Source organism: Lentzea flava (assembly GCF_014648475.1).
GTDB lineage: Bacteria > Actinomycetota > Actinomycetes > Mycobacteriales > Pseudonocardiaceae > Lentzea > Lentzea flava.
Window position 1 is genome coordinate 245,762 of the sequence record NZ_BMRE01000001.1, and the last position, 23,617, is coordinate 269,378.

General features: G+C 69.9%; 22 protein-coding genes and 1 pseudogene. 17 read left to right on the plus strand and 6 right to left on the minus strand.

Features of this window, described 5'->3' with window-relative positions:
* The first annotated feature begins 14 nt into the window (after positions 1-14).
* Genes IEZ09_RS01285 through IEZ09_RS01300 form a run of 4 tightly spaced genes read left to right on the plus strand, consistent with a single transcriptional unit; the run spans position 15 to position 5,693 of the window.
* Positions 15-2,144, plus strand: a complete 2,130-nt coding sequence (locus IEZ09_RS01285) for a serine/threonine-protein kinase (RefSeq protein ID WP_189251635.1) — start codon at positions 15-17, stop codon at positions 2,142-2,144.
* Complete coding sequence (locus IEZ09_RS01290) at positions 2,144-3,112, plus strand: PP2C family protein-serine/threonine phosphatase (RefSeq protein ID WP_189251636.1); 969 nt, start codon at positions 2,144-2,146, stop codon at positions 3,110-3,112. Before IEZ09_RS01285 ends, IEZ09_RS01290 begins: the two co-directional genes overlap by 1 nt.
* A gap of 16 nt (positions 3,113-3,128) precedes the next feature.
* Positions 3,129-3,875, plus strand: coding sequence for a dienelactone hydrolase family protein (locus tag IEZ09_RS01295; RefSeq protein WP_229812147.1), 747 nt, complete (start codon positions 3,129-3,131; stop codon positions 3,873-3,875).
* 45 nt (positions 3,876-3,920) lie between these two features.
* On the plus strand, positions 3,921-5,693 hold the full coding sequence (locus IEZ09_RS01300) for a glycoside hydrolase family 9 protein (RefSeq protein WP_189251638.1): 1,773 nt from the start codon (positions 3,921-3,923) through the stop codon (positions 5,691-5,693).
* A 16-nt stretch (positions 5,694-5,709) separates the two neighbouring features.
* Here IEZ09_RS01300 and IEZ09_RS46120 read toward each other — a convergent pair.
* Positions 5,710-6,510: pseudogene (locus tag IEZ09_RS46120) on the minus strand (helix-turn-helix domain-containing protein); the annotation flags it as partial.
* A 116-nt stretch (positions 6,511-6,626) separates the two neighbouring features.
* Between IEZ09_RS46120 and IEZ09_RS01305 the strand changes: the two are divergent.
* Genes IEZ09_RS01305 through IEZ09_RS01320 form a run of 4 tightly spaced genes read left to right on the plus strand, consistent with a single transcriptional unit; the run spans position 6,627 to position 9,573 of the window.
* Positions 6,627-7,946, plus strand: coding sequence for an MFS transporter (locus tag IEZ09_RS01305; protein WP_229812148.1), 1,320 nt, complete (start codon positions 6,627-6,629; stop codon positions 7,944-7,946).
* Between the two features lie 23 nt (positions 7,947-7,969).
* Positions 7,970-8,392, plus strand: coding sequence for a hypothetical protein (locus tag IEZ09_RS01310; RefSeq protein WP_189251640.1), 423 nt, complete (start codon positions 7,970-7,972; stop codon positions 8,390-8,392).
* A gap of 2 nt (positions 8,393-8,394) precedes the next feature.
* Positions 8,395-8,796: a hypothetical protein gene (locus IEZ09_RS01315; protein WP_189251641.1), complete on the plus strand. Its 402-nt coding sequence runs from the start codon at positions 8,395-8,397 to the stop codon at positions 8,794-8,796.
* A gap of 9 nt (positions 8,797-8,805) precedes the next feature.
* Positions 8,806-9,573 carry an alpha/beta hydrolase gene (locus IEZ09_RS01320; protein ID WP_189251642.1) on the plus strand — a complete coding sequence of 256 codons (768 nt, stop codon included), beginning with the start codon at positions 8,806-8,808 and terminating at the stop codon, positions 9,571-9,573.
* On the opposite strand, the gene IEZ09_RS01325 is transcribed toward IEZ09_RS01320, so the two are convergent.
* Complete coding sequence (locus IEZ09_RS01325; protein WP_189251643.1) at positions 9,562-10,596, minus strand: LacI family DNA-binding transcriptional regulator; 1,035 nt, start codon at positions 10,594-10,596, stop codon at positions 9,562-9,564. The genes IEZ09_RS01320 and IEZ09_RS01325 overlap by 12 nt on opposite strands.
* A gap of 177 nt (positions 10,597-10,773) precedes the next feature.
* Here IEZ09_RS01325 and IEZ09_RS01330 point away from each other — a divergent pair, with 177 nt between their 5' ends.
* The 3 genes from IEZ09_RS01330 to IEZ09_RS01340 are packed head-to-tail and all read left to right on the plus strand — an operon-like array spanning position 10,774 to position 13,587.
* Positions 10,774-11,790, plus strand: coding sequence for a sugar ABC transporter substrate-binding protein (locus tag IEZ09_RS01330; protein WP_189251644.1), 1,017 nt, complete (start codon positions 10,774-10,776; stop codon positions 11,788-11,790).
* Between the two features lie 4 nt (positions 11,791-11,794).
* Positions 11,795-12,820: an ABC transporter permease gene (locus IEZ09_RS01335; protein WP_189251645.1), complete on the plus strand. Its 1,026-nt coding sequence runs from the start codon at positions 11,795-11,797 to the stop codon at positions 12,818-12,820.
* Complete coding sequence (locus tag IEZ09_RS01340; protein ID WP_189251646.1) at positions 12,817-13,587, plus strand: ATP-binding cassette domain-containing protein; 771 nt, start codon at positions 12,817-12,819, stop codon at positions 13,585-13,587. The genes IEZ09_RS01335 and IEZ09_RS01340 overlap by 4 nt, the downstream gene beginning before the upstream one ends.
* Here IEZ09_RS01340 and IEZ09_RS01345 read toward each other — a convergent pair.
* Positions 13,584-13,925, minus strand: coding sequence for a DUF4440 domain-containing protein (locus IEZ09_RS01345; RefSeq protein WP_189251647.1), 342 nt, complete (start codon positions 13,923-13,925; stop codon positions 13,584-13,586). The two genes, IEZ09_RS01340 and IEZ09_RS01345, sit on opposite strands and share 4 nt — an antisense overlap.
* A 39-nt stretch (positions 13,926-13,964) precedes the next feature.
* Between IEZ09_RS01345 and IEZ09_RS01350 the strand changes: the two genes are divergently transcribed.
* Positions 13,965-14,297, plus strand: coding sequence for a winged helix-turn-helix transcriptional regulator (locus IEZ09_RS01350; protein ID WP_229812149.1), 333 nt, complete (start codon positions 13,965-13,967; stop codon positions 14,295-14,297).
* Here the strand turns inward: IEZ09_RS01350 and IEZ09_RS01355 are convergent.
* Together IEZ09_RS01355 and hrpA are read right to left on the minus strand one after the other, a co-directional pair.
* Complete coding sequence (locus IEZ09_RS01355) at positions 14,271-14,804, minus strand: hypothetical protein (protein WP_189251649.1); 534 nt, start codon at positions 14,802-14,804, stop codon at positions 14,271-14,273. The two genes, IEZ09_RS01350 and IEZ09_RS01355, sit on opposite strands and share 27 nt — an antisense overlap.
* Positions 14,805-14,820: 16 nt before the next feature.
* Positions 14,821-18,702 (minus strand): ATP-dependent RNA helicase HrpA, encoded by a 3,882-nt coding sequence (gene hrpA / locus IEZ09_RS01360; RefSeq protein ID WP_189251650.1) that lies wholly within the window; start codon positions 18,700-18,702, stop codon positions 14,821-14,823.
* A 449-nt stretch (positions 18,703-19,151) separates the two neighbouring features.
* On the opposite strand from hrpA, the gene IEZ09_RS01365 reads away from it, so the two are divergent.
* The 3 genes from IEZ09_RS01365 to IEZ09_RS01375 are packed head-to-tail and all read left to right on the plus strand — an operon-like array spanning position 19,152 to position 20,672.
* Entirely contained in the window at positions 19,152-19,733 is a 582-nt protein-coding gene (locus tag IEZ09_RS01365; RefSeq protein WP_189251651.1) for a DUF4240 domain-containing protein, read from the plus strand.
* A 58-nt stretch (positions 19,734-19,791) separates the two neighbouring features.
* The gene (locus IEZ09_RS01370; RefSeq protein WP_189251652.1) at positions 19,792-20,346 is read left to right on the plus strand and encodes a DUF4240 domain-containing protein; all 555 of its coding nucleotides are present in this window, start codon (positions 19,792-19,794) and stop codon (positions 20,344-20,346) included.
* Complete coding sequence (locus IEZ09_RS01375) at positions 20,346-20,672, plus strand: hypothetical protein (protein WP_189251653.1); 327 nt, start codon at positions 20,346-20,348, stop codon at positions 20,670-20,672. The genes IEZ09_RS01370 and IEZ09_RS01375 overlap by 1 nt, the downstream gene beginning before the upstream one ends.
* Here IEZ09_RS01375 and add read toward each other — a convergent pair.
* Positions 20,639-21,613 carry an adenosine deaminase gene (add, locus tag IEZ09_RS01380; RefSeq protein ID WP_189251654.1) on the minus strand — a complete coding sequence of 325 codons (975 nt, stop codon included), beginning with the start codon at positions 21,611-21,613 and terminating at the stop codon, positions 20,639-20,641. The genes IEZ09_RS01375 and add overlap by 34 nt on opposite strands.
* 314 nt (positions 21,614-21,927) lie before the next feature.
* On the opposite strand from add, the gene IEZ09_RS01385 reads away from it, so the two are divergent.
* A complete protein-coding gene (locus IEZ09_RS01385; protein WP_189251655.1) occupies positions 21,928-22,293 on the plus strand; it encodes a DUF4180 domain-containing protein in 366 nt (121 codons plus the stop codon).
* 51 nt (positions 22,294-22,344) lie between these two features.
* Complete coding sequence (locus tag IEZ09_RS01390) at positions 22,345-23,391, plus strand: threonine aldolase family protein (protein ID WP_189251656.1); 1,047 nt, start codon at positions 22,345-22,347, stop codon at positions 23,389-23,391.
* Positions 23,392-23,617 lie beyond the last annotated feature (226 nt).

Genomic DNA, 23,617 nt, shown 5'->3' on the forward strand with positions numbered 1-23,617 from the left:
GAGGGGTCGCGACGATGAGTGAAGAACTGGATCTGCCCGAGACAGGGCCCGCGACGTCACCGGGAACCGCACCCTGGTCGGTGTCGCAGGAGGTCTCGCGGTCGAACTCGGGCCGCTCGCGCCGGGGCAGCGCGCGGTCGATGAGCCGCGGCAGGCTGGGAGCCGGTCTGGTCGAGGTGCCGCGGGTGCCGTACCGGGATCCGAAGACCGCGGTGCTGCAGAACCCGGAGGTGCCAGAGGCCAAGCGGTTCTGCTCGAAGTGCGGCAAGAAGGTCGGGCGGCGTAAGGACGGCAAGCCCGGCAGGGTGGAGGGCTTCTGCCCGCAGTGCGGCCACGCGTACTCGTTCACGCCCAAGCTGGAACCGGGTGAGGTGCTGCACGACCAGTACGAGGTGCTGGGGTGCCTCGCGCACGGTGGCCTTGGGTGGCTGTACCTGGCGCTCGACCACGCGGTGAGCGACCGGTGGGTGGTGCTGAAAGGCCTGCTCGACTCGGGTGACGCCGATGCGATGGCGGCGGCGATGGCGGAGCGGCGGTTCCTGGCCGAGGTCGAGCACCCGAACATCGTGAAGATCCACAACTTCATCCGGCACGAGGACCGCAAGACCGGCAAGACCGTCGAGTACATCGTGATGGAATACGTCGGCGGCGAGTCGATCAAGGACATGATCACGAAGCGGCGGCGGGAGGGCCGCGGCGACGAGGCGTTGCCGCTGGCGCAGGCGATCGCGTACGTGCTGGAGATCCTGCCCGCGGTCGGCTACCTGCACGGTGTGGGGTTGTTGTACTGCGACTTCAAGCCGGACAACATGATCCATACCGAGGAGCAGCTCAAGCTGATCGACCTGGGCGCGGTGCGGCGCATCGACGACCACCACTCCCCCATCTACGGCACGATCGGCTACCAGGCGCCGGAGATCGGCACGATCGGGCCGTCGGTGTTCTCCGACATCTACACCGTCGGGCGCGCGCTGGCGGTGATGAGCTTCCCGTTCGACTTCCGCGGCCGCTGCAAGGACCGGCTGCCGACGGTGGAGGAGGAACCGCTGCTGGGCCGGTTCGAGTCGTTCCACCGGCTGCTGCTGCGGGCCACGAACCCGAACCCGGAGCTGCGGTTCTCCAGCGCGGAGGACATGGCCGACCAGCTCACGGGCGTGTTGCGCGAGGTGCTGGCGATCGAGGACGGCGTGCAGCGGCCGGGCCCGTCGCGGCAGTTCACCCCGGAACGGCGCCGGTTCGGCGTGGAGGGCGCGCTGGACCTCGCCGAGGTGGCTGTGGCGCTGCCGGCGCCGAGCGTGAGCACCTCCGACGCCGCCGCGTCCTGGCTGGCGACGGCGACGACGTCGGATCCGGCCGGTCTGCGCAAGGCACCGGAGCTGACCGTGGAGGTGCGGCTGCGGATCGTGCGGGTGCTGATCGAGTCCGGCGACACCGAGGCGGCGCTGCGCGAGCTGGAGGCGCTGACGACGCCGTCGATGTTCGACGAGTCCGAGCTCGACCCCGAGGACTGGCGGCCCGACTGGTACCGAGGTCTCGCGGCGCTGACGGACAAGCGGCCGCAGGACGCGCTGGGGTTCTTCGACGCGGTGTGCTCGGCCGTGCCCGGCGAGGCGGCGCCGAAGCTCGCGCTGGGCGTGTGCTGCGAGGCCATCGGCGATCTGAAGGCGGCGGCGGGCTGGTACGAGCTCGTGTGGCGCACGGACCACGCGTACGTGTCGGCGGCGTTCGGGCTGGCGCGCGTGTTGCTCGCGTGCGGTGACCGGGCGCGGGCGGTCGAGGTGCTGCTGTCCGTTCCGGACACGTCCTCACAACATCTCGCGGCGCAGATCGCCGCGGTGCGCGCGCAGCTCGGCCACGGTGATGCCGAGGACCTCGTGGCGGCCGGGGAACGGTTGCACGCCTTGGACATCGACCTCCATTCGCACACGCAGCTGTCGGCGGAACTGCTGGAGGCGGCGTTCGACTACGTGACCCGCAATCAGGCCGCCGAGGGCAGGGTGCTGGACTGTGCACTCTCCGAACACGAGCTTCGGCTGGGTCTCGAGCGGCGCTACCGCACGCTGGCCCGGTTCGCGGCCACGCCGGAGGAACGGATCGCATTGGTGGACCGCGCGAACGCGGTAAGGCCGAGGACGTTGGTTTGATGGACACCCTGAAGTGCCCGGAGTGCTTCGCGCCCGTAGCGCCGGAGGACCGGTTCTGCGAGGCGTGCGGGCGCAACCTGCTGGTCCGCCGCACGCCGCTGGGCGGGCCGACCGGTCCCGCGCAGGCCTCGTGCATCCTGTGCGGCTCGCCGGACATCGACGACGAGGACTACTGCACCCAATGCGGCCGGCACCAGCCGTCGGCACGCGACCGGGTCGAGTACACCCTCGGCGCGGTGTCGGGCGTGTCGGACCGGGGCAAGCGGCGGGCGCGCAACGAGGACTCGATGGCGTTCGGGCACGTCGCGGGCAAGGGTGTCGCCGCTGTCGTCTGCGACGGTGTGGCCTCGTCCGAGCGGGCCGAGCAGGCGTCGCAGGCCGCTGCCGACGCGGCGGTGGACGTCCTGCTGAACGCGTTGATCGACACCGCGGACCCGGAGCAGGCGATGGTCGACGCGGTCGCGGCGTCGTGCTTCGCGGTCGAGCAACTGGTGGAGAACGAGCCGGTCGAGGCGGGTGGCCGGGGTGTCGCGCCGTCGTGCACGTTCGTGTCGGTGCTGGTCACGGAGAAGTCGGCGACGATCGGGTGGGTCGGCGACTCGCGCGCGTACTGGCTGTCCGACGAGGGCTCCAAGCAGCTCACGACGGACGACACGTGGGCGGCGCAGCTGGTCGCGGAGGGTGTGCTGACCGAGGAGCAGGCGCGTACGGACCGTCGTGCGCACGTGCTGTCGCGGTGGATCGGCGCGGACGCCGGGCAGGTGGTGCCGCAGGTCGTGACGATGCAGCCGACCTCGCCGGGCGTGTTCCTGCTCTGTTCGGACGGGCTGCACAACTACCGGCCGCAGCCGGAGGACCTGCAGTCGTTGCTGCCGTGCGGGCCGGAGGAGTTCGTGAAGGTCGCTCTCGAGGCCGGTGGCCACGACAACATCACGGTCGTGCTGGTGCCGTTCGCTCCCGCTCAGTGATGGAAGCATGGTCAACATGACCTCCGTGGACATCACCACACGCGACGGCACTGCCGACGCCTACCTGACCGGTCCCGCCGGCTCTGGACCGTTTCCCGCCGTGCTGCTGTACATGGACGCCTTCGGCCTGCGTCCGCACCTGCGCACGATGGCCGACCGCCTGGCGTCGGCGGGGTACGTCGTGCTGGTTCCCAACGTCTTCTACCGGGCCGGACGGGCGCCGGTGGTCGAGCTGCCCGACTACATCGACCCGGCGGCACGTCCTGAGCTGTTCGAGCGGATCATGCCGCTGCTGAGGTCGTTGACGCCGGAGGCGCTGATGCGCGACGCCGAGGCGTACCTGCGTTTCCTGGCCGACTCGCCGCTGGTGGCGGACGGTCCCGTGGGCATCACCGGTTACTGCATGGGCGCGGGTCTGGCGTTGCGCACGGCGGGCACGTTCCCGGACCGGGTCGCCGCGGCGGCGGGCTTCCACGGTGCGAACCTGGCCACCGAGGCCGGTGACAGCCCGCATCTGCTGGCGGACCGGATCACGGCGGAGCTGTACTTCGCGCACGCCGATCAGGACGCCGCGATGCCGCCGGAGCAGATCGAGCGTCTGGAGAAGGCGCTCGCCGAGGCGGGTGTGAAGCACCGGTGCGAGGTGTACGCGGGTGCGCGTCACGGCTACACGCAGGCGGACACGGCCGCGTACGACGCCGAGGCCGCGGAACGCCACTGGGACGCGTTGCTCGATCTGTTCTCCCGGACGCTCACCCCGTAGAGTGATCGCGCCGCCGCCCTCCGTTACGTTTTGGAGGCGTACGGGATGGGCACTGGTAGGCGTTCGTTCCTGTTGGGAACGGCGGGAGCACTGGCCGCGGCGGGCACGGCTTCGGCCGCTCCCGGCGGGCTGACGTGGGTGCTGACGAACAACGTCGGGTATGAGGCCGAGGGGCCGAAGCGGGCGGTGATCGCGTGTTCGACGCCGGGCGTGCACCGGTTCGAGCTGGCCGAGCACGGCAGCGGCAGGGTGGTGCATCGCGGCACGGCCAAGCACGTCGGGCCGGTGGCGGACTGGAAGGCGAACCAGTTCCCCGCGGTGCCGTCGTTCTACTCGGTCGCGGACTTCTCAAACTTCACACGTTCTGGTGAATTCGTGCTGTCAACGGACGGTGGGGTGTCGCGGCCGTTCGTGATCGAGCCGCTGGTGCTGGAGCGGCGGACCTTGCCGCACGTGGTGCGGTTCTTCAAGGACTCGCGGTCGTTCGGCGAGTACGACCGGGTGGACCGCTCGCTGCCCTACGAGCCGGATCCGTCGATCAGGGTGGACGCGCACGGCGGGTGGTACGACGCGGCGGCGGACTGGTCGAAGCACTTCACGCAGCTGTCGAGGTACTCGTTCTGCAACACCCTGCAGCTGCCGTTGACCGCGTACGTGCTGTGGGCGGCCTATGACGAGCTGACGCGGCGGGCGAACCCGGATTTCCGGCACCTGCGGGAGCTGCTGCACGACGAGGCGGTGTACGGGGCGGACTACCTGGTGCGGGTGCAGATGCCGGGCGGGTCGTTCTACGGGTCGGTGCGGCAGCCGCAGGACGACGACATCGGCATCGACCCGGCGAAGCGGTTCCTGCGCAAGGGGCCGCTGAACTACCGCGAGGGGTGTGGGGTGGCGATCGCGGCCCTGGCGCGGGCGGCACGCGGCACGGTGGACGGGGAGTTCCCACGGTCGCGGTACCTGGCCGCGGCAGAGGCGGCGTTCTCGTTCTTGCAGGCCAACAACGTGCGGTTGACCAACGACGGCAAGGAGAACATCCAGGACGACTACAACGTGCTGCTCGCCGCCGTCGAGCTGGTCAAGACCTCCCCGAAGCCGGAGTACCGGGCCGAGGCGGACAAACGGGCGGCCGCTCTCGTGGCGCGGTTGATGCCGCGCGGGCATTTCCGGGCCGATGACAAGGATCGGCCGTACTTCCACCCGTCGGACGCGGGCATGCCGGTGGTGGCGTTGCTGGCGTACTCGTCGATCGCGGGCCCGGAGGTGCTCGCGGCGGTGCGGAGGTCGCTGGAGTTCGAGCTGTCGATCACCGGCGCGGTGCCCAACCCGTTCGGGTACGCCCGCCAGGCGGTGCAGACGGCGGCGGGTGAGCGGTTCGACGGGTTCTTCTTCCCGCACGACGCGGCGGGCACGTGGTGGCAGGGCGAGAACGCGCGCCTGGCGTCGCTGGCAACGGCGGCGAGACTGGCGGCCGGGAAGTTCGACGCGGCGTTCGCGGCGCGGTTGCGGTCCTACGCGGCGGACCAGCTGAACTGGATCGTGGGCTGCAACCCGTTCGACGTGTGCATGCTGGAGGGCAGCGGGCGGACGGCGCCGATCTACCTGGAGTACCCGGACGGATCGGCCGTCGGGTCGTGGCGGTGGATCCGGGCGGCGGGCGGGATCGTCAACGGGATCACCGGTCGTGCCGCGGACGGGCGTGGGATCGAGTGGGATCCGGGGGTGGCGTCGTCGGGTCCGAACACGGACTGGCGGTGGCTGGAGCAGTGGATCCCGCACTCGACGTGGTTCCTGTACGCGGTGGCCGCGGGCTCGCGATGAGGTCGAGCAGCGTCATCGCGTCGTGGTCGGGGGTGCCGGGCGTGGCGAGGTAGACGACGAGGCGCTGGCCCTGGCCGCGGTTGAGGGTCAGCGCCTCGTGCGACAGCGTCATTTTGCCGACCTCGGGGTGGTAGGTGGTCTTCTCGCCGTCGCCGATGGTGCGGACCTCGTAGCGTTCCCAGAACCGGTTGAAGTCGGGGCTCTTGACGATCAGCTCGCCGACCAGCGAGGCGAGGTCGGGCGCGTCGGGGTCGGTGCCGGCGATGGCGCGCAGCTGGGCGACGCACGCCTGGGCCTTCTGCTCCCAGTCCGCCCACAGGTCGCGGGCGGCGGGGTGCAGGAACGTGTAGCGGATGGTGTTGCGCTGGCGTTCGGGCCAGTCCTCGATGCCGTGCAGCAGCCGCAGCCCGCCGGGGTTGGCGGCGAGCAGGTCGTTGGTGCGGCTCACGACGTAGGCGGGGTTGGGCCGCAGGGTCTCCAGCAGCCGCAGCATGGTGGGGCGGACGCGGCGGGAGGGCAGTGGGCGGGGTTCGGGTGCCTGCCGTGCCGCCTGGGCGGCGAGTCCGCGCAGGAAGTCCCGCTCCTCGCAGTTGAGGCGCAGCGCACCGGCCAGTGCCTCGACGACCGCAGGGCTGGGCCTGGTCTCCTTGCCGCGTTCGAGCCGCACGTAGTAGTCGATGCTCACGCCGGCGAGCGCGGCGACTTCCTCGCGGCGCAGGCCGGGGGTGCGGCGCGGGCCGGTTCTGGCGGGCAGCCCGACGTCGGCCGGGCTGATGCCGCCGCGGCGTGCTCGCAGGAACCTCCCGAACTCGGTCATGGTCTTCAGTCTGCCAGCGGGAGGCCGTGCGTCCCTGGCCGTGTCACACCCCCTCTCGCGCACCCCTGAAGATCGCGGTCTGCTGCGCGCCCGCGATGCCGACCAGGCTTGATCAGGTGACGACTCTCGCACCACCGCACCAGACAGCGGGTCCGAAGCCGGTCCTGGCGACGGCTTTCCTGGGCATCTTCCTGATCAACCTCGACTCGATGGCGATGAACGTCGCGCTGCCGCGCATCGGGCTCGAGTTCGGCGGCAGCACGGCGGCGCTGCAGTGGATCGTGGACGCCTACCTGGTGATGTTCGCGGCACTGCTGCTGTCCGCTGGCGCTTTGTCGGACCGGGTCGGGGCGAGCCGCGCGTTCGGTGCCGGTGCCGCGGTCTTCACCTTCGCGTCGGTGGCGTGCGGCCTCGCGCCGGGGCTGGGTGAGCTGATCGGTGCGCGGCTGCTGCAGGGCGGTGCGGCGGCGATCATGCTGCCGTCGTCGCTGGCGCTGGTGCGGCAGGCGTTCCCGGACGCGGTGGCGCGGGCACGGGCGATCGCGCTGTGGACGGTGGGCGGGGCTCTCGCGATCGCCGCGGGCCCGCTGGCCGGCGGGGTGCTGACCGGGACGCTGGGTTGGCGGGCGATCTTCTTCGTCAACCTGCCGGTCGGGGTCGCCACGCTGCTGGTGCTGGCCCGCACGCCGCGGTCGCCGCGGGTGGCCCGGCCGCTCGACCCGCTCGGGCAGGTCACGGCGATCGTGGCGCTGGTGGCGCTGACGTTCGGGGTGATCGACGGCGTGCAGCCGGTGGCGCTGGGTGTGGCCGTGGTGGCGGCGGTCGCGTTCGTGCTGGTCGAGTCGCGGGTGGCGGCGCCGATGATGCCGCTGGGCCTGTTCCGTTCGCGCACGGTGACGTTGTCGGTGGTGATCGGTTTCGTGGTGAACGCCGCCTTCTACGGGCTGGTGTTCGTGCTGAGCCTGTACTTCCACGACCGGCTGGGGCTCTCGGCGATGGCGGCGGGGCTGGTGTTCGTGCCGATGACGGCGGTGGTCGCGGTGGCCAACCTGGTGTCGGCGCGGGTCGCGGCCAGGTTCGGGCCGCGGCTGCCGATCGCCGCGGGCCAGCTGATCTGCGCGGCGGCGATGGCCGCGCTGCTGTGGGTGGACGAGGGCACCGCCCTGCCGGTGATCGCGGTGCTGCTGGTTCCGATCGGGTTCGGGCTGGGCTGCGCGGTGCCGTCGCTGACCGCGGTGTTGATGGGACACATCGCGGCGGACCGGGCCGGCATGGCCGCCGGGGTGCTGAACTCGTTCCGGCAGACCGGCGGCGCGCTCGCGGTGGCGGTGTTCGGGGCGGTGGGCCTGCGGGCGGGGCTGGGTGCGGCGGTGGTGATGCTGGTGGCCGCCTCCGCCGCGGCGTGGCTGTTGCCGCGCCGATTTACCGCCGGCTAACTGCGGCGGGGCACCGTCGTGGCGTGAGATTCGTTTCTGTCGCGGCGGTGGCCGCTTTCGCGCTGGCCGGTCTGTCGTCCGGGGTGGCGCACGCGGAGTCGGCGCCGGGGTGCGGCCCGGTGACGCAGATCGGCAAGACCGCCTACATCGGTGGTGACTCCCGCAACGCGAAGGCGTCGGTGAAGCAGTTCAAGGGCTGTGGCAAGAACTGGGCGTACGTCTACGTGTGGGACTCGTTCGCGAGCCAGGTCGGTGACTTCCAGATCACGGTGGCCATGAGGGTGTCCGGTCTGGTCAAGGGCCAGAAGACCTACCCGCGCAACAAGCAGGAGGGGTGGTCGGAGGGCACCGACTCGCTGACGCAGTGCACCAGCGCGCTCGGTGCCTTGAAGGACTTCGTGATCAGCGACACCTGGCTGACCGCCGAGACCGACCAGAGGTGCTGACGATGAGGCGTTCGTTCGTGGTGGCGGCGGCACTGATCGCCGCGGTCACGCCGGAGGTCGCGCACGCGGAGTCGGCGCCGGGGTGCGGTCCGGTGACGCAGATCGGCAGGACCGCGCACATCGACGAGGGCGGTGGCCCGGTGGCGTCGGTGAAGCAGTTCAAGGGCTGTGGCAAGAACTGGGCGTACGTCTACGTGTGGGACTCGTACCACAACAAGGGCAACCGCTACTACGTCACCGCGGCGATCCTGCCCGGTTCGCAGGGGCACGTGAAGGGCGCCAACCGCGACCGCGAGGTGTGGTCGCACGGCACCGACACGTTGTCGATCTGCACGCAGGCGCAGGGGTCGCTGGTGGACAACCCGGAGTACGCGTTCTTCGCGAACACCGACAAGCGCTGCTGAAATGAGCTGATGCGCAGGGCGGTGTTGATCGCGGCGGCGGTGGTTGTCACCATCGTCGCCGTGGTCTTCGCCTTTCAGCGCAAGCTGATCTACTTCCCCTCCCCCGGCCCGTTGCCGTCCGCCGAGGAGGTTCTGCCCGGTGGGCGCGATGTGCGGCTGGTGACGGCGGACGGCCTGCTGCTGAACGGCTGGCACTTCGAGGTGTACGACGCGCCGGCGACGGTGATCGTGTTCCCCGGCAACGGCGGCAACCGGCTGGGGCGGGTGCCGCTGGCGCGGTCGTTGACCGAACGCGGGTTGTCGGTGCTGCTGTTCGACTACCGCGGCTACGGCGACAACCCCGGCACGCCCTCGGAGGAGGGCCTGACCTACGACGCGCGGGCGGCGTTGGACCTGATCGACGGCCCGGTGATCTACTTCGGCGAGTCGCTGGGCGCCGCGGTCGCCGTCGAGCTCGCGACCTACCGGGCTCCTCGCGGGCTGGTGCTGCGGTCGCCGTTCGCGTCGCTGGCGGCGGTCGGGTCGCACCACTACCCGTGGCTGCCTGTGAAGATGTTGTTGCGGGACAAGTATCCCCTGCTGGAGCGGGTGTCCGCGGTGGACGTGCCGACGGTGGTGCTGCTGGGCACGGCGGATTCGGTGGTGCCGCCGGCGCAGAGCCGTGAGGTGGCCGCGGCGGCGCGCGCGAAGCTGGTCGAGATCGCCGGCGCCGATCACAACGACGAGGTGTTGCTGTCGGGTCCGCAGGTGGTCGACGCGGTGCTGTCAGTCGGCTGACGGCGCGATCTCGCCGGAGCCTCTGCGCACGAGGGCGGCGGGGACGACGGCGTGCACGGGTGGTGAGGTGTCGCCGTCGATGCGGGCGAAGATGAGCTCGGCGGCTTTGCGGCCGATGCCGGGCACGTCCTGACGCACGACGGTGATGCCGGGTTCGAGCATGTCGGCGAGCGGGAAGTCGTCGAAGCCGATGAGGGCGACGCGGTGTTGCAGGCCGCGGGCGCGCAGCACGCGCATGGAGCCGACGGTGACGAGGTTCTGGGCGGTGAACAGGGCCGTGGGTGGTGTGCCGAGGTCGAGCAGTTCCTTCGTGGCGGTCTCGGCGAGGTCGGCGCCGTGCAGGTCGGTGCGCACGAGTTCCTCGCGCAGGGTGAGCCCGGCCTGGGCGAGGCCTTCGAGGTAACCGGTGTAGCGCTCCTGGCTGGTCCACAGGGTGCGGCGGTCGCCGAGGAAGGCGATGTCGCGGTGGCCGAGCGCGGCGAGCTGCAGGACGGCTTCGCGGGAGCTGTCGCGGTTGGTGGTGGTGACGCAGTCGGTGCCGCCGAAGGTGGGTGGCCGGTCGACGAGCACCATCGGGGTGCCGCGGTCGCGTTCCTGCTGCAGGGCGTCCTGGTGGCCGCCGGCGGCCATGACGACGACGCCGTCGACGCGGCGCGCGGACAGCGACAGCAGCAGTTCGCGTTGCAGGGAGTGGTCGTCCTCGCTGCTGCCGGCGAGCACGAGGACGCCGTTGTGGCGGGCGCGGTCCTCGACGGCGCGCAGCAGCGCGGAGTCGAACGGGTTGGAGAGGTCCTCGAACAGCACGCCGATGGTGGCGCTGCGGCGGTCGGAGCGGCGCAGGCTGCTGGCGGTGAGGTTGGGGCGGTAGCCGAGGGTGCGGGCGGCGGCGCGGACGCGTTCGACGACTTCGGGACCCGCGCCGGGCAGACCGTTGATGACGCGCGAGACGGTCTTGGTGCTGACCTTCGCCAGCGCCGCGACGTCGCGCATCGTGGGTTCGCGTCTTTCGCCTGCATGATCCATGTCCACCCACCTCGGGTAACGCTTGCGTAACGCCCGCTTGTCGCGTCTTCTCTGCGAAAGCTAGCGTCAACGATGACGTAACGGAACCCCCGGTTCTCCATCTTTCGCGTAACCGAGCCTCTCCATCAGCTCTCGCCTCACACGGCCGGTTACGTCAACGTTGACGTAGGAGGAGTCATGTCGCGCAGAGCGTTCGGGCTGACAGCGGCGGCGGTGCTGGCGCTGTCCGTGGCGGCGTGCGGGAACGGCGGTTCGTCGGGCGGCAGCACGCTGGTGGGCCTGGTGACCAAGACCGACACGAACCCGTTCTTCGTGAAGATGAAGGAGGGCGCGCAGAAGGCGGCCTCGTCCTCGGGTGTGACGGTGCAGTCGTTCGCGGGCAAGCAGGACGGTGACAACCAGACGCAGGTCGACGCGATCGAGAACCTGATCGCGTCGGGTGCGAAGGGCATCCTGATCACGCCGAGCGACTCGAAGGCGATCGTGCCGTCGGTGGACAAGGCGCGGGCCGCGGGACTCTTGGTGATCGCGCTGGACACGCCACTGGAGCCGGCGTCCGCCGCGGACGCGACGTTCGCGACCGACAACTACAAGGCGGGTCTGCTGATCGGTCAGTGGGCGAAGGCGAAGTTCGCCAAGGACGGCAAGCAAGCCAAGATCGCGCTGCTGGACCTCAACCCGAACCAGGTGTCCGTCGACGTGCAGCGCGACCAGGGCTTCCTGGAGGGCTTCGGCGTCGACGTCAAGGACAAGAACAAGATCGGTGACGAGTCCGACCCGCGGATCGTGGGCCACGACGTGACCAACGGCGACCCGGCGGGTGGCCGCACGGCGATGGAGAACCTGCTGCAGAAGGATCCCGGCGTCAACCTCGTCTACACGATCAACGAGCCCGCCGCGGCCGGCGCGTACGAGGCGTTGAAGGCGGTGGGCAAGGAGAAGGACGTCGTGATCGTGTCGGTCGACGGCGGCTGCCCCGGTGTGCAGAACGTGAAGGCGGGCGTGATCGGCGCGACGTCGCAGCAGTACCCGCTGAAGATGGCGCAGCTGGGTGTGGAGGCGGTGGCGAAGTTCGCCAAGGACGGGTCGAAGCCGCAGAACACCGACACGGGCGTCACCCTGATCACCGACCAGCCGGCCGACGGGGTCGAGTCGAAGGACTCGGCGTTCGGCCTGCAGAACTGCTGGGGCTGAGACGATGACGACTACGGCTACCCGGCCGCCCGCTCCGTTGCCGGAGCAGCGGGACCGGTCGGTGCTGACCCGGCTTCAGCACCTGTTGCACGCCCAGGCGACGATCGGGCCGGCGGTGGTGCTGCTGGTGGCGGTGATCGTGTTCGCGCTGCTGTCGGAGCGGTTCCTGACGCCGGGCAACATCTCGTTGATCCTGCAGCAGGTCGCGGTGGTGGGCACGCTCGCGGTGGGGCAGACGATCGTGATCCTGACGGCGGGCATCGACCTGTCGTGCGGGGCGATCATGGTGCTGACGTCGATCGTGATGGCGAAGGTCGCGGCGGGCACCGGGCTGCCGGGGCTGCCCGCCCTGCTGCTGGGCTTCGCGGTCGGCACGCTGTGCGGCCTGCTCAACGGTCTGCTGGTGACGAGGCTGAAGCTGCCGCCGTTCATCGTCACGCTCGGCACGCTGAACGTGTTCTTCGCGGTGAACCTCTGGTACTCGGGCAGCGCGACGATCCGCGGCACGGACATGCCGTCGTTGCTGCTGTGGACCGGCCAGACGATCAACATCGGCGGCACCCGCATCACCTACGGCTCGATCATGCTGGTGGTCCTGGTGGCGGCGATGGCGTTCGTGCTCAAGAACACCGCGTGGGGCAGGCACGTCTACTCGACCGGTGACGACCTGGAGGCCTCCCGCCTGTCCGGCATCCGGACCGCTCGGGTGCTGCTGAGCGTGTACGCGACGGCGGGGCTGATCTACGCGGTGGCGGCGTGGACGCTGATCGGCCGGATCGCCTCGGCCAGCCCGCAGGCCGGGCAGACCGACAACCTGGACTCGATCACCGCCGTGGTGATCGGCGGGACGTCGCTGTTCGGCGGCCGCGGCGCCGTGGTGGGCTCGCTGATCGGCGCGTTGATCGTCGGTGTGTTCCGCAACGGCCTGGCGCTCGCGGGCGTGGACGTGCTGTGGCAGACCATGGCGGTGGGCGTGCTGATCATCGTGGCGGTCTCGCTGGACCAGTGGATCAGGAAGGTGAAGGCATGACCACGCCGGTGCTGCAGGCCACTGGCCTGGTGAAGCGGTACGGCAAGGTGACGGCGCTGGCGGGCGCGGACCTGGAGCTGCTGCCCGGTGAGATCCTCGCGGTGATCGGCGACAACGGCGCTGGCAAGTCGTCGCTGATCAAGGCCTTGTCGGGGGCGGTCGTGCCGGACGAGGGCGAGATCCGCCTCGACGGTGAGCCGGTGTCGTTCTCCACGCCGATCGACGCGCGCAAGGCCGGGATCGAGACGGTTCATCAGTCGCTGGCGGTGTCGCCGTCGCTGGACATCGCTTCGAACCTGTTCCTGGGCCGCGAACGGCGCCGCAAGGGTGTGCTGGGGTCGGTGTTCCGGATGCTCGACCGCCAGGGCATGCGCGAGGAGGCCCGCCGTCAGCTCGACGCGCTGGGGATCATGACGATCCAGAACCCCGGCCAGGCGGTCGAGACCCTGTCGGGTGGCCAGCGCCAGGCCGTGGCGGTGGCGCGGGCGGCGGCGTTCGGCAGCCGGGTCGTGATCATGGACGAGCCGACGGCGGCGCTGGGTGTGCGGGAGTCCCGCGCGGTGCTGGACCTGATCCTGCAGGTCCGCGACCGCGGGTTGCCGGTGATCCTGATCAGCCACAACATGCCGCACGTGTTCGAGGTGGCCGACCGCATCCACATCCAGCGCCTGGGCCGCCGCAAGGCGGTGGTGGACCCGAAGTCGGTGTCGATGTCGGACGCGGTGGCGATCATGACCGGGGCGATGGAGCCGCCGGAAGCCGCCTAGGCGGTGCCGAAGGGGTTGTCGATGACGTACCGCCACCGGCCGTCCGCGCCTTTGCGGGCGACGTCGGTGGCGGTGCCCGTGGTGCCGCCGATGGTCCAGTCGACGATGAGCAGCGCGATGCCGTCGTGTTCGTAGACGTGCCTCGGCGTGAGCTCGATCGGAAGTCCTGTGGCGAGGAACCGCTGGTTGGCCTGCCGGCGTGCGGCGCCGGTGACGGTGGTGCCGGGTTCGGGGACGAACAGGCCGCCCGGTTCGTAGACGTCGTCGACGGCGTGGGCGTCTTTGGCGTTGAACGCGGCGGCGAAGGCGTGGGCCACACTGACGGGGTGGATGGTCATGGTGTGAGCGTTGCCGCTCGCGAAGTGGGTCACCAAACGGTGACCTGGGACCGGCCGACGGCGGACTGTCCGGTGGAGGTGGCGCTGGCGGCGATCAGCGGCCGGTGGGCGACGTTGATCCTGCGCGACCTGATGGACGGCCCGCGGTCGTTCTCGGCGTTGCGGGCGGGGTTGCCGTCGTTGAGCGCGAAGGTGCTGACGGAGCGGCTGGAGTCGTTGGTGGCGCAGGGGTTGGTGTCGTGTTCGCGCTCCCCCGGCTTTCCGGTGCGCACCTCGTATGCGTTGACGTCTGCCGGTTTGTTGTTGCGGCCGTTGCTGGATCAGCTGTATCGGACGGGTGAGGCGCTATTGGGCGAGGTCGCGGATCACTGACTCCAGTGGCGCGATGACGTTGCGGGAGGCCATGAGTTCCTCGGAGACGAGGACCCTGTCGTGCTTGAGGCGGCGCCAGAACTGTCCTTCGACGGGGATCTGGACGACGTCGAGCTTGAAGACGGGCCTGCGGCGGAGTTCCTGTTCGAGGTCGGTGACCAGTTCGTGGACGGAGTTCGAGAAGCTGATCCTGATGTCGTCGCGCCGCCGGGTGTTCTCCGGTGTGGTGAAGGCACCCCACTGCTGGTAGGCCTCGCGCAGCTCGACGGGCAGGCCGACCGGTTCGCGGCCGTGTCCGGTCGAGCTGCAGTCGCGCCACCACCGGTCCCAGTCCTGGACGAGTTCCGGCGGGTACAGCAGGCCGGTCAGCCGCGGGACCGGTGGCGTGAGGCGCGGTATCGAGTCGGCGGTCGGCGTGCTGATGCCGAGGGCGTCACGGACGAACAGGGCGAACGTGCCGCCGTCGCCGCTGGAGATGACCCACGTGGAATCCCCCGAGAACTTCATGCTCCACGGTAGCGGTTCACAGCGGCACGGCGTCGAGCGCCTTGTAGATGCGTTTGTCGCTGACGGTGTACCGGGTGCCGATGGTCTGGGCGAAGTACGACAGCCGCAGCTCCTCGATCATCCACCGGATCTCGTCGAGCTCGGGCGCGGGTTCGTCGGCGGGTGTCTGTGCCCGCAGCTCCCGGTACTCGGCGTGGACCTGGTGGACCTTCTCGGTCCACTCCAGGTCGCGGCGCGGGTTCTCGGGCAGCTTCTCGATCCGCCGCGCGATGCCCTTGAGGTACCGCACGAGGTCGGGCAGCCGGTCGTACCCGGTGTGGGTGACGAATCCCTTGTACACCAACGAGTTGAGGTGTGCGCGGATGTCGGCGACCGAGTCCGGCGGGCCCTTGAGCGCGGTGAGCTTCAGTTCGGCCTCGTGGGCGGCTTCGAGGACCTTGCGGACTTCCTGGACGACGACCCAGGTGGTGTCGTTGAGCGCCGCCTGGACCTTCTTCAGCTGCGCCGCGTAGGCCTTGGCGTCCCAGGCGGGTTCGCCCATGAGCCGGTCGACGGCGGCCATGATGCAGTCCGACAGCAGGGCCGCGACGCCGCCGTGGGGGTTGCGGGTGAGGGCGAGCTTGGCGGCGTTGTCGAGGTGGCGCTGCAGGTGTTTGACGGGTGAGTTGATGCCCATCAGCAGCAGTCTGCGCACGCCGCGGCGGTGGGCGTAGGCCTGGCGACCTGGGGTGTCGAGGACCTTGATCGCGACGGCGGAGCTCTGGTCGACCAGGGACGGGTAGGCGGTCACGGTGATGCCGGACTGGCGTTGCTCGATCGTGCGCGGCAGGGAGTCGAAGTCCCAGGTCGTCAGGCCGGTGCGTTCGAGGTGGCCGGCGGCCTGGCTGAGGGACTCGCGGACCTCGTCGCGCAGTTTTTCCTTCAGCGCGGCGATGTCCTTGCCCTCGGCGAGGGTGCGGTTGTGCTCGTCGACGACCTGGAAGGTGAGCTTGAGGTGCTCGGGCACGGCGTCGAACTGCCAGTCCTCGCGGTGCACGGTGACGCCGGTGAGTGCTTTGAGCTCGCGTTCGATGCCGCCGAGCAGGGACGTTTCCGCGGGGTTGATGCGGGCGAGCACGGCGGTGGCGACGTCGGGGACGGGGACGAAGTTGCGGCGGATCTGCTTGGGCAGCGAGCGGATGAGCGCGACGACGAGGTCGTGACGCAGGCCGGGGATCTGCCAGGAGAACGCGTCGTCGTCCAGGGTGGTGAGCGCCGGCAGCGGCAGCTGGACGGTGATGCCGTCGTTCTTCGAGCCCGGTTCGAAGTGGTAGCTGAGCGGCAGGGTGAGTTCGCCCTGGCGCCACTGGTCGGGGTACTGCTCGGGGCTCACGTCGGCGCGGTCGTTGACCAGCATGTCCTTGGTGAAGGTGAGCAGGTTGTTGTTCTTCTGCTTCTTCCACCACGAGTCGAAGTGGCGGGCGGAGACGACCTCGGGGCCCACGCGCTGGTCGTAGAACTCGAACAGGGTTTCCTCGTCGACGACGATGTCGCGGCGCCGTGCCCTGTTCTCGAGCTCTTCGACTTCTTCGAGCAGGGCCCGGTTGGTGTGGAAGAACTTGTGGTGGGTGGTCCACTCCCCCTGCACGAGTGCGTGGCGGATGAACAGCTCACGGCTCAGTTCGGGGTCGATGCGGCCGTAGTTGACCTTGCGGCCGGCGACGATCGGCACGCCGTAGAGGGTGACCTTCTCCAGGGCGACGACGCTGCCGCGCTTGGCTTCCCAGTGCGGTTCGGAGTACTGGCGTTTGACGACGTGCTCGCCGAGGCGTTCGGCCCATTCGGGTTCGATCTTGGCGACGATGCGGCCCCAGAGGCGGCTGGTTTCGACGAGTTCGGCGGCCATCACCCATTGCGGTGGTTTCTTCGCGAGGGCGGAGCCGGGGAAGATCGCGAACTTGGCGTTGCGGGCGCCGAGGAACTCCGTCATGGGACGGCGTTTCTCGCCCGGTGCCTGCTTTTTGAGGACGTCCTTGACGCCGATGTGGCTGAGCAGGCCGGACAGCAGGGCGATGTGGATGTTGCGGGGGTCGCCGGGCTGGTCGTTGAGGTGCATGCCGATCTGCTTGGCGACCTGCCGCAGCTGCAGGTAGATGTCCTGCCATTCGCGCACGCGCAGGTAGTTGAGGAACTCGTTCTTGCACAGCTTGCGGAACTGGTTGCCGCTCAGCGCTTTCTGCTGTTCCTTGAGGTACTGCCAGAGGTTGAGGAACGTGACGAAGTCGGATTCGGAGTCGACGAACCTCGCGTGCTGCTGGGTGGCGGCTTCCTGCTGGTCGGCCGGGCGTTCGCGGGGGTCCTGGATGGACAGTGCCGCGGCGATGATCATGACTTCTCTGAGGCAGCCGGTGGTGTCGGCTTCGAGCACCATGCGGCCCAGGCGCGGGTCGACGGGCAGCTGAGCGAGCTTGCGGCCGGTCGGGGTGAGCTTCTGCTCTCCTGCGCCCTTCTGGGCGGTGCTGATGGCGCCCAGCTCCTGCAGCAGGCCGATGCCGTCGTTGATGTTGCGCGAGTCCGGCGGGTCGATGAACGGGAACTTCGCGACGTCGCCCAGGCCGATGTTGGTCATCTGCAGGATGACGCTGGCGAGGTTGGTGCGCAGGATCTCGGCGTCGGTGAACTCCGGGCGTGCCTCGAAGTCCTCTTCGGAGTACAGGCGGATGCAGATGCCTTCGCTGACGCGGCCGCAGCGGCCCTTGCGCTGGTTCGCGCTGGCCTGGCTGATCGGTTCGATCGGCAGCCGCTGGACCTTGAGGCGGTGGCTGTAGCGGGAGATGCGGGCGTTGCCGGGGTCGATGACGTACTTGATGCCGGGCACGGTGAGGCTGGTCTCGGCGACGTTGGTCGCGAGCACGATGCGGCGGCCGCTGTGGCGCTGGAAGACACGGTGCTGTTCGCCCACCGACAGCCTGGCGTAGAGCGGGAGGATCTCGGTGTTTTTGAGGTCTTCTGCTTTGAGGGCGTCCGCGGTGTCGCGGATCTCGCGTTCGCCCGACAGGAACACGAGGATGTCGCCGGGGCCTTCGGCCTGCAGTTCGTGGACGGCGTTGATGATGCCCTGGGTCTGGTCGTCGTCCTCCTCCAGCGGCCGGTAGCGGGTCTCGACGGGGTAGGTGCGGCCGGAGACCTCGATGATCGGGGCGTCGCCGAAGTGGGCGCTGAAGCGCTGCGGGTCGATCGTCGCGGACGTGATGACGATCTTGAGGTCGGGCCTGCGGGGCAGCAGCTGCTTGAGGTAGCCGAGCAGGAAGTCGACGTTGAGGCTGCGTTCGTGGGCCTCGTCGATGATGATCGTGTCGTAGCGGCTCAGCGTCTTGTCGGTCTGGATCTCGGCGAGCAGGATGCCGTCGGTCATGAGCTTGACCAGGGTGTCGTCGCCGGACTGGTCGGTGAAGCGGACCTTGTAGCCGACGGTGTCGCCGAGCTTGGTGCCCAGCTCCTCCGCGACGCGTTCGGCGACGGTGCGGGCGGCGATGCGGCGGGGCTGGGTGTGGCCGATCTGGCCGGTGATGCCGCGGCCGAGTTCGAGGCAGATCTTGGGCAGCTGGGTGGTCTTGCCGGAGCCGGTCTCGCCGGCGACGATCACGACCTGGTTGTTCGCGATCAGGTCCTTGATGTCGTCCTTGCGCTGGCTGACCGGGAGTTCTTCCGGGTAGGTGATCTTGGGGACGGACTCCCTGCGCAGCGCGACCTTGAGTGCGGCCTCGTCGATCTGGGCGGCGATCTCCTCGGTGATCTTCTTGGCCGCGAGCGGGTCCTTGACCTTGCGTACGCCGTCGAGGCGCCTGGCGAGCCGGCGTTGATCACGCGGCATGAGCTCGGGCAGGCGTTTGTGCAGTTCAGCGAGCGGGGTGTCCATTTGCGCTCAAGGATAGTCAGGCCGGTCGAATCGTTCGCGCCAATAACCGCCCGACCCGCTCGCCGGGGTGGGGTCCCGTCCCGCCGCAGAGGCCCGGCAAAGTCCAGCGTGTAGCTGCCGAAACTGCCTTGAACGGGGCGGCGGGGCCGTCGCCCGCAGACATGGAAGCGCTCTCATGCCCATTCGTAGCACCGCCAGAGGCGGCAAAGCGGGCATATCGGATACTTCGATGCTCACGGGACCGGATGGGCGCGGGTGACGCCACCGAAGCCTCACCGGCACCAACACGACTTTGCCGGAGGTGGGGTCCCGCCGCCGGGCGCGCCTGTCTCGCGGTGTGCACTTCGCGTGGCGCTTTTCGGGGTGGTGGGCGTTGTCCGGAAAAGCGTCGTGATGGTCCGTCCGGCGGTGCTCAGGAATTGTCAGACCTCTCCGATAGCGTCGTTCACATGGATCTCGACGTCTTCTGGGACCTGCTCGACCGCTCCGCTGCCGTGACCTCTGACCAGCATGAACGCACCGTGTGGCTGACCTTGCGGCTGGCCGGGTCACCACCGGGCGACATTCTCGGTTTCGAGACGTTGTTGAGCGCGTCACGTGGCCGGGTGAACACGTTCTCACACTGGCACGCGGCCTATGTTCTGTGTGACGGGATGTGTTCCGCTGAGCAATTCTTCTCGTTCCAGTCGTGGCTGGTGGGGCTGGGCCGGTCGGTGCTGGGTTCGGTGGCGGCGTGTCCGGACGCGTTGGCGGACGTGCCGGCGGTGCGGACGTTGCTGGCGGTCGGGGCCGAGTCGTGGCCGGACGGCGCGTGGCCGTTCTGGGCCGGGCTGGGGCGGGTGGCGCACGACGCGTTCTTCGCCGCGACGGGCCGGTCGCTGGAGAACGCGCTGAGGGTCCTGGGCTGTGTGCGGGTGAGCGACGCGGGCCCGTTCACCGGTTCGGTGTGGGATCTGGACTCGCCGGTGGAGGCCGCGCTGCGGTTACCGCGGCTGTGGCAGCTGTCGGGCGGGCTGGAGGAGGCGGCCTGACCAGGCACGATCGGCGGCCGCCGAAAATTGTCAGACCCCCTCGCTAGCGTCTGCCGGCATGGACCTGAACGCGTTCTGGGCCCTGATCGAGCGGTCGGCTGCCGAGACCTCCGATCAGGACGAACGGCTGGAGTGGCTGGCAGCGGCCCTGGCGCCGGCGCAGGCGGTGGAGTTCGCGCGGCGCCTGGACGAGGTGCGGCGCCGGGTGGACACGTGGGCGCACTGGCACGCGGCGCACCTGATCTGCGGCGGGTTGTGCTCGGACGACGGGTTCTTCTACTTCCAGGCGTGGCTGGTCGGTCAGGGGCGCGAGGTGTTCGAGGCGGTGGCCTCGTCGCCGGACGCGCTGGCCGACGTGCCGCACGTCCGGTTCCTGGCCCCGCACGACCTGGAGACGTGGGCGGACGCGGACTGGCCGGACTGGGAGGGCCTCGACTACGTGGCGGCCGAGGCGTTCGGCGGCGATCTGGACTCGGCGCTGGCCTCGCTCGGCGTGGAGGTGCTGGTGTCGCCGGAGCCGCCGGGTGAGCAGTGGGATTTCGCGGATCCGGCGGAGATCTCGGCCCGGATCCCAAGGCTGGGTGCGTTGTTCGGGAAGGTGGGGGTGGCGTGATGGACGTGCCGGTGGATGTCGTGGTGTGGCGGGCTCCCGGCCCGGCGTCCTCTGCGGAGGCGGCGGCGCGGTACGCGGAGCTGCGAGCATCGCCGCTGGGCGCGTTCGATCCGGCGGTGGCGGCGTTCGTGCGCGAGCTGCGGCAGACCTCGCCTGATCCGTCGTCGCCGGTGTCGTGGAACGAGGCGCTGACGGTGGGGTCGGACGCGGTGATCGTGCACGTGGTGTGGCCGGGCCGCCGGCAGGTGCTGGATCTGGTGGCGTTGCTGGCGGCCCGGCACGGCCTGGTGTGTTACGAGCCGGCGCGCCAGGTGGCGATGTCCTGACGCAGCGCGGTCTTCGTGTCCTCTGGCGCGAAGGAGGCGTCGACGGCGTTGAGGGCGATCGCGGCGAGCGTGTCGTCGTCGAAGCCGAGCTCGTCGCGCAGCAGCCGGTACTCGTCGGTGAGCGTGGTGCCGGTGGAGGCGGGGATGTCGGTGTTGAGGGTGACGATCAGCCCGGCGTCCATGAGCAGTGGCAACGGATGAGAGGAGACGGATTCGACCAGTCCCAGCGCGACGTTGGACGACGGACACACCTCGAGCGGAACGGCGCGGTCGCGCAGCAGCGCGACGACGTCCGGGTCGTCGAGCGCCCGGAACCCGTGCCCGATCCGGTCGGCGAGCCCGACGGTCACCGCTTCGAGCACGCTCGGCGCCCCGCAGCACTCCCCGGCGTGGTGCACGAGCCCGACCCCGGCGTCTCGCGCGGCACGGAACACCGCGGCGAACGGGGTGAGCGGGTAGTCCTCCGCACCGGCCGTCCCGATGGCGACGACCTGGGGGTGCGCGATCGCGAGCCGAAGCGACTCCTCGAATCGCGCGACCGACCGCTTCCTGGGGTGGTCCACGATCACACGGCATTCGATGCCGTGGGCGGTCTGTCCTGCGGCGAGCCCGGCCAACACCGCCTCGAGCGGCATGTCCGGATCACCGAGCCGTTCCCCGTGCGCTGCCGCGGTGAACGTGACCTCGGCGTAGCGGGTCCCCTGCGCTGCTTCCTCGGCGCAGAACTCGTACGCGATCCGGCTGAAGTCCTCGGCCCGCCGCAGGCAGTCCCGCACCGCGCCGTTGTGCGCCGCGAACTGCTCGAACCCCTCGAACGGCCCGGCGTGCGCCGCCACCTCGACCCCGTGGTGGTCGGCGAGTTCGGCGAGGGTGTCGGCCCGCACCGTGCTCTCCAGGTGCACGTGCAGGTGGGCCTTGGGCAACGCGGCAAGATCACGCATGTGCGGCGACGCTACCCAAGCGCCGCCGGGCGGCGCCCACCATTTTCGGCGCGCCCGGTGGTTGGTGCCGCCCGGTGGCGGTCAGGGCTGGTGGCGGGCGGGTTCGCCGTCGGCGGACCGGGTCGCGAAGCACGCCGAGAGCGCCGGGCGCGAGGTGAGCCGCTCCGGGTTGGGGGGCGCTGCCGGTGATGAGCCGGGCCTTCTCCGGCTGAGGAGACCGGCGTGGTGGCGTGGGACGCGCCGTCCGTGCCGGGCCGCTGAAGCACGGAATTCGCCGCGACAACGGGTGCGGGACGCCGCTAGGTTCCCGGGCCATGCCTGATGTTGTGCAGACGCGCCACGGCGCGACGGTCCTGATGTGCGCGCCGGACGGTCCGCCGATCGCCGACGAACAGTCCGCTGTGGACCTGATCGGAACGTTGTGGGGCGAGGACGTGCAGTGGCTGGTGCTGCCGGTGGCGCGGTTGACCGAGGACTTCTTCCGGTTGCGCACGCGGGTGGCGGGTGCGGTGGTGCAGAAGCTGCAGCAGTACGGGTTCGGGGTCGTGGTGGTCGGGGACATCTCCGGGCACGTGGCGGCGAGCTCGGCGTTGCGGGACTTCGTGTTCGAGTCGAACAAGGGGCGGCAGCTGTGGTTCGTCGCGGATGAGGCGGAGCTGGACGCGCGGCTGAGCGCGTGACCACGGAGAAACCCCTATTGCAAGTGAGTTGCAATAGGTAGGCTCGCGGGTATGGACATCCGCCGCTCCCTGTCGAACCACTCCGGCCCGCGCCGGTCGCCGCACGAGGTGCTGCGTCGCCTCGCCGAGCGGATCGGGCCGGACGTGCGGCCCGAGGAGCCGGTGCGGGAGCTGGAGGAACGGGTCGCGGGCCTGCTGGGCAAGCAGAAGGCGTTGTTCTTCCCGTCGGGGACGATGGCGCAGCAGACGGCGCTGCGGGTGCACGCCGAGCGGACGGGGCGGCACGCGTTCGCGGGGCATCCGCAGACGCATCTGCACGTGTGGGAGAACCAGGGGTACAGCGCGGTGCACGGCCTGAGGTTCCATCCGGCCGGTGATCGCAACGAGTTGCTCACGCTGGACGACCTCAAAGCCGTGCGCGAACCGCTGGCGGCGGTCGTGTTCGAGCTGCCGCAGCGGGACATCGGCGGGCAGCTGCCGGCGTTCGAGGATCTCGTGGCGCAGACCCGGTGGGCCAGGGCGAACGGCGCGGCCGCGCACTGCGACGGCGCGCGGATCTGGGAGGCGCAGACCGGGTACGACGCGACGCTGCCCGAGATCGCGGCGCTGTTCGACACCGTGTACGTGTCGCTCTACAAAGGACTCGAAGGCACCAGGGGCGCGGTACTGGCCGGTGACGAGGCGGTGATCGGGCACGCGGCGGTGTGGCGGCGCAGGCTGGGCGGGGCGATCGTGGACGCGTGGCCGCTGGCGGCGATCGCGTTGATGGGCATGGACGAGAACCTGCCGCGGATGGCGGAGTTCCGGCGGCACGCCCGGGCCCTGGCGCGGGCGATCAACGCCGACGGGTTCGCGCACACCGTTCCGGAGGTGCCGCAGACTCCGGTGTTCCACGTTCATCTGCCGATGTCGCGGCACGACGCGCAGCAGGCCGCGCGGAACCTCGCGGCCGACACCGGGATCAAGCTGTTCCTGTACGCGCGGTCGAACCCGGATCCGCGCCGGTGCAGCTTCGAGGTCAGCGTGGGGATCAGCGCGCTGGAGTTCACGCCGGACGAGGTGGCGGAGTTGGTCAGAGGGCTGCCGTCACGGGTGTGAGAACCGTGCTGTCACCCGTTCGGACCTGCGGATTTGTGAGGCAGCTCTCAGTTCGAGCGGTTAACTCTAAACAAGATCCCCTCCGGTAGGGCTGCACCAGTCGGAGCAGCCCGCTAGGCCGTCGGCACGGTCGAACCCGGAAGTTTCCGTTGTGTTTCCACGCTGGTTGAGCTGCTCTTTTGTTCCACCATGCGGGCAAAAGCCGCTCTTCTGACCAGCGCAGCAG

Coding starts and splice junctions, on each gene's coding strand:
- IEZ09_RS01285 (WP_189251635.1), top strand. CDS start 15: ATGAGTGAAGAACTGGATCTGCCCGAGACAGGGCCCGCGACGTCACCG.
- IEZ09_RS01290 (WP_189251636.1), top strand. CDS start 2,144: ATGGACACCCTGAAGTGCCCGGAGTGCTTCGCGCCCGTAGCGCCGGAG.
- IEZ09_RS01295 (WP_229812147.1), top strand. CDS start 3,129: ATGACCTCCGTGGACATCACCACACGCGACGGCACTGCCGACGCCTAC.
- IEZ09_RS01300 (WP_189251638.1), top strand. CDS start 3,921: ATGGGCACTGGTAGGCGTTCGTTCCTGTTGGGAACGGCGGGAGCACTG.
- IEZ09_RS01315 (WP_189251641.1), top strand. CDS start 8,395: ATGAGGCGTTCGTTCGTGGTGGCGGCGGCACTGATCGCCGCGGTCACG.
- IEZ09_RS01320 (WP_189251642.1), top strand. CDS start 8,806: ATGCGCAGGGCGGTGTTGATCGCGGCGGCGGTGGTTGTCACCATCGTC.
- IEZ09_RS01325 (WP_189251643.1), bottom strand. CDS start 10,596: ATGGATCATGCAGGCGAAAGACGCGAACCCACGATGCGCGACGTCGCG.
- IEZ09_RS01330 (WP_189251644.1), top strand. CDS start 10,774: ATGTCGCGCAGAGCGTTCGGGCTGACAGCGGCGGCGGTGCTGGCGCTG.
- IEZ09_RS01335 (WP_189251645.1), top strand. CDS start 11,795: ATGACGACTACGGCTACCCGGCCGCCCGCTCCGTTGCCGGAGCAGCGG.
- IEZ09_RS01340 (WP_189251646.1), top strand. CDS start 12,817: ATGACCACGCCGGTGCTGCAGGCCACTGGCCTGGTGAAGCGGTACGGC.
- IEZ09_RS01345 (WP_189251647.1), bottom strand. CDS start 13,925: ATGACCATCCACCCCGTCAGTGTGGCCCACGCCTTCGCCGCCGCGTTC.
- IEZ09_RS01355 (WP_189251649.1), bottom strand. CDS start 14,804: ATGAAGTTCTCGGGGGATTCCACGTGGGTCATCTCCAGCGGCGACGGC.
- hrpA (WP_189251650.1), bottom strand. CDS start 18,702: ATGGACACCCCGCTCGCTGAACTGCACAAACGCCTGCCCGAGCTCATG.
- IEZ09_RS01365 (WP_189251651.1), top strand. CDS start 19,152: ATGGATCTCGACGTCTTCTGGGACCTGCTCGACCGCTCCGCTGCCGTG.
- IEZ09_RS01370 (WP_189251652.1), top strand. CDS start 19,792: ATGGACCTGAACGCGTTCTGGGCCCTGATCGAGCGGTCGGCTGCCGAG.
- IEZ09_RS01375 (WP_189251653.1), top strand. CDS start 20,346: ATGGACGTGCCGGTGGATGTCGTGGTGTGGCGGGCTCCCGGCCCGGCG.
- add (WP_189251654.1), bottom strand. CDS start 21,613: ATGCGTGATCTTGCCGCGTTGCCCAAGGCCCACCTGCACGTGCACCTG.
- IEZ09_RS01385 (WP_189251655.1), top strand. CDS start 21,928: ATGCCTGATGTTGTGCAGACGCGCCACGGCGCGACGGTCCTGATGTGC.
- IEZ09_RS01390 (WP_189251656.1), top strand. CDS start 22,345: ATGGACATCCGCCGCTCCCTGTCGAACCACTCCGGCCCGCGCCGGTCG.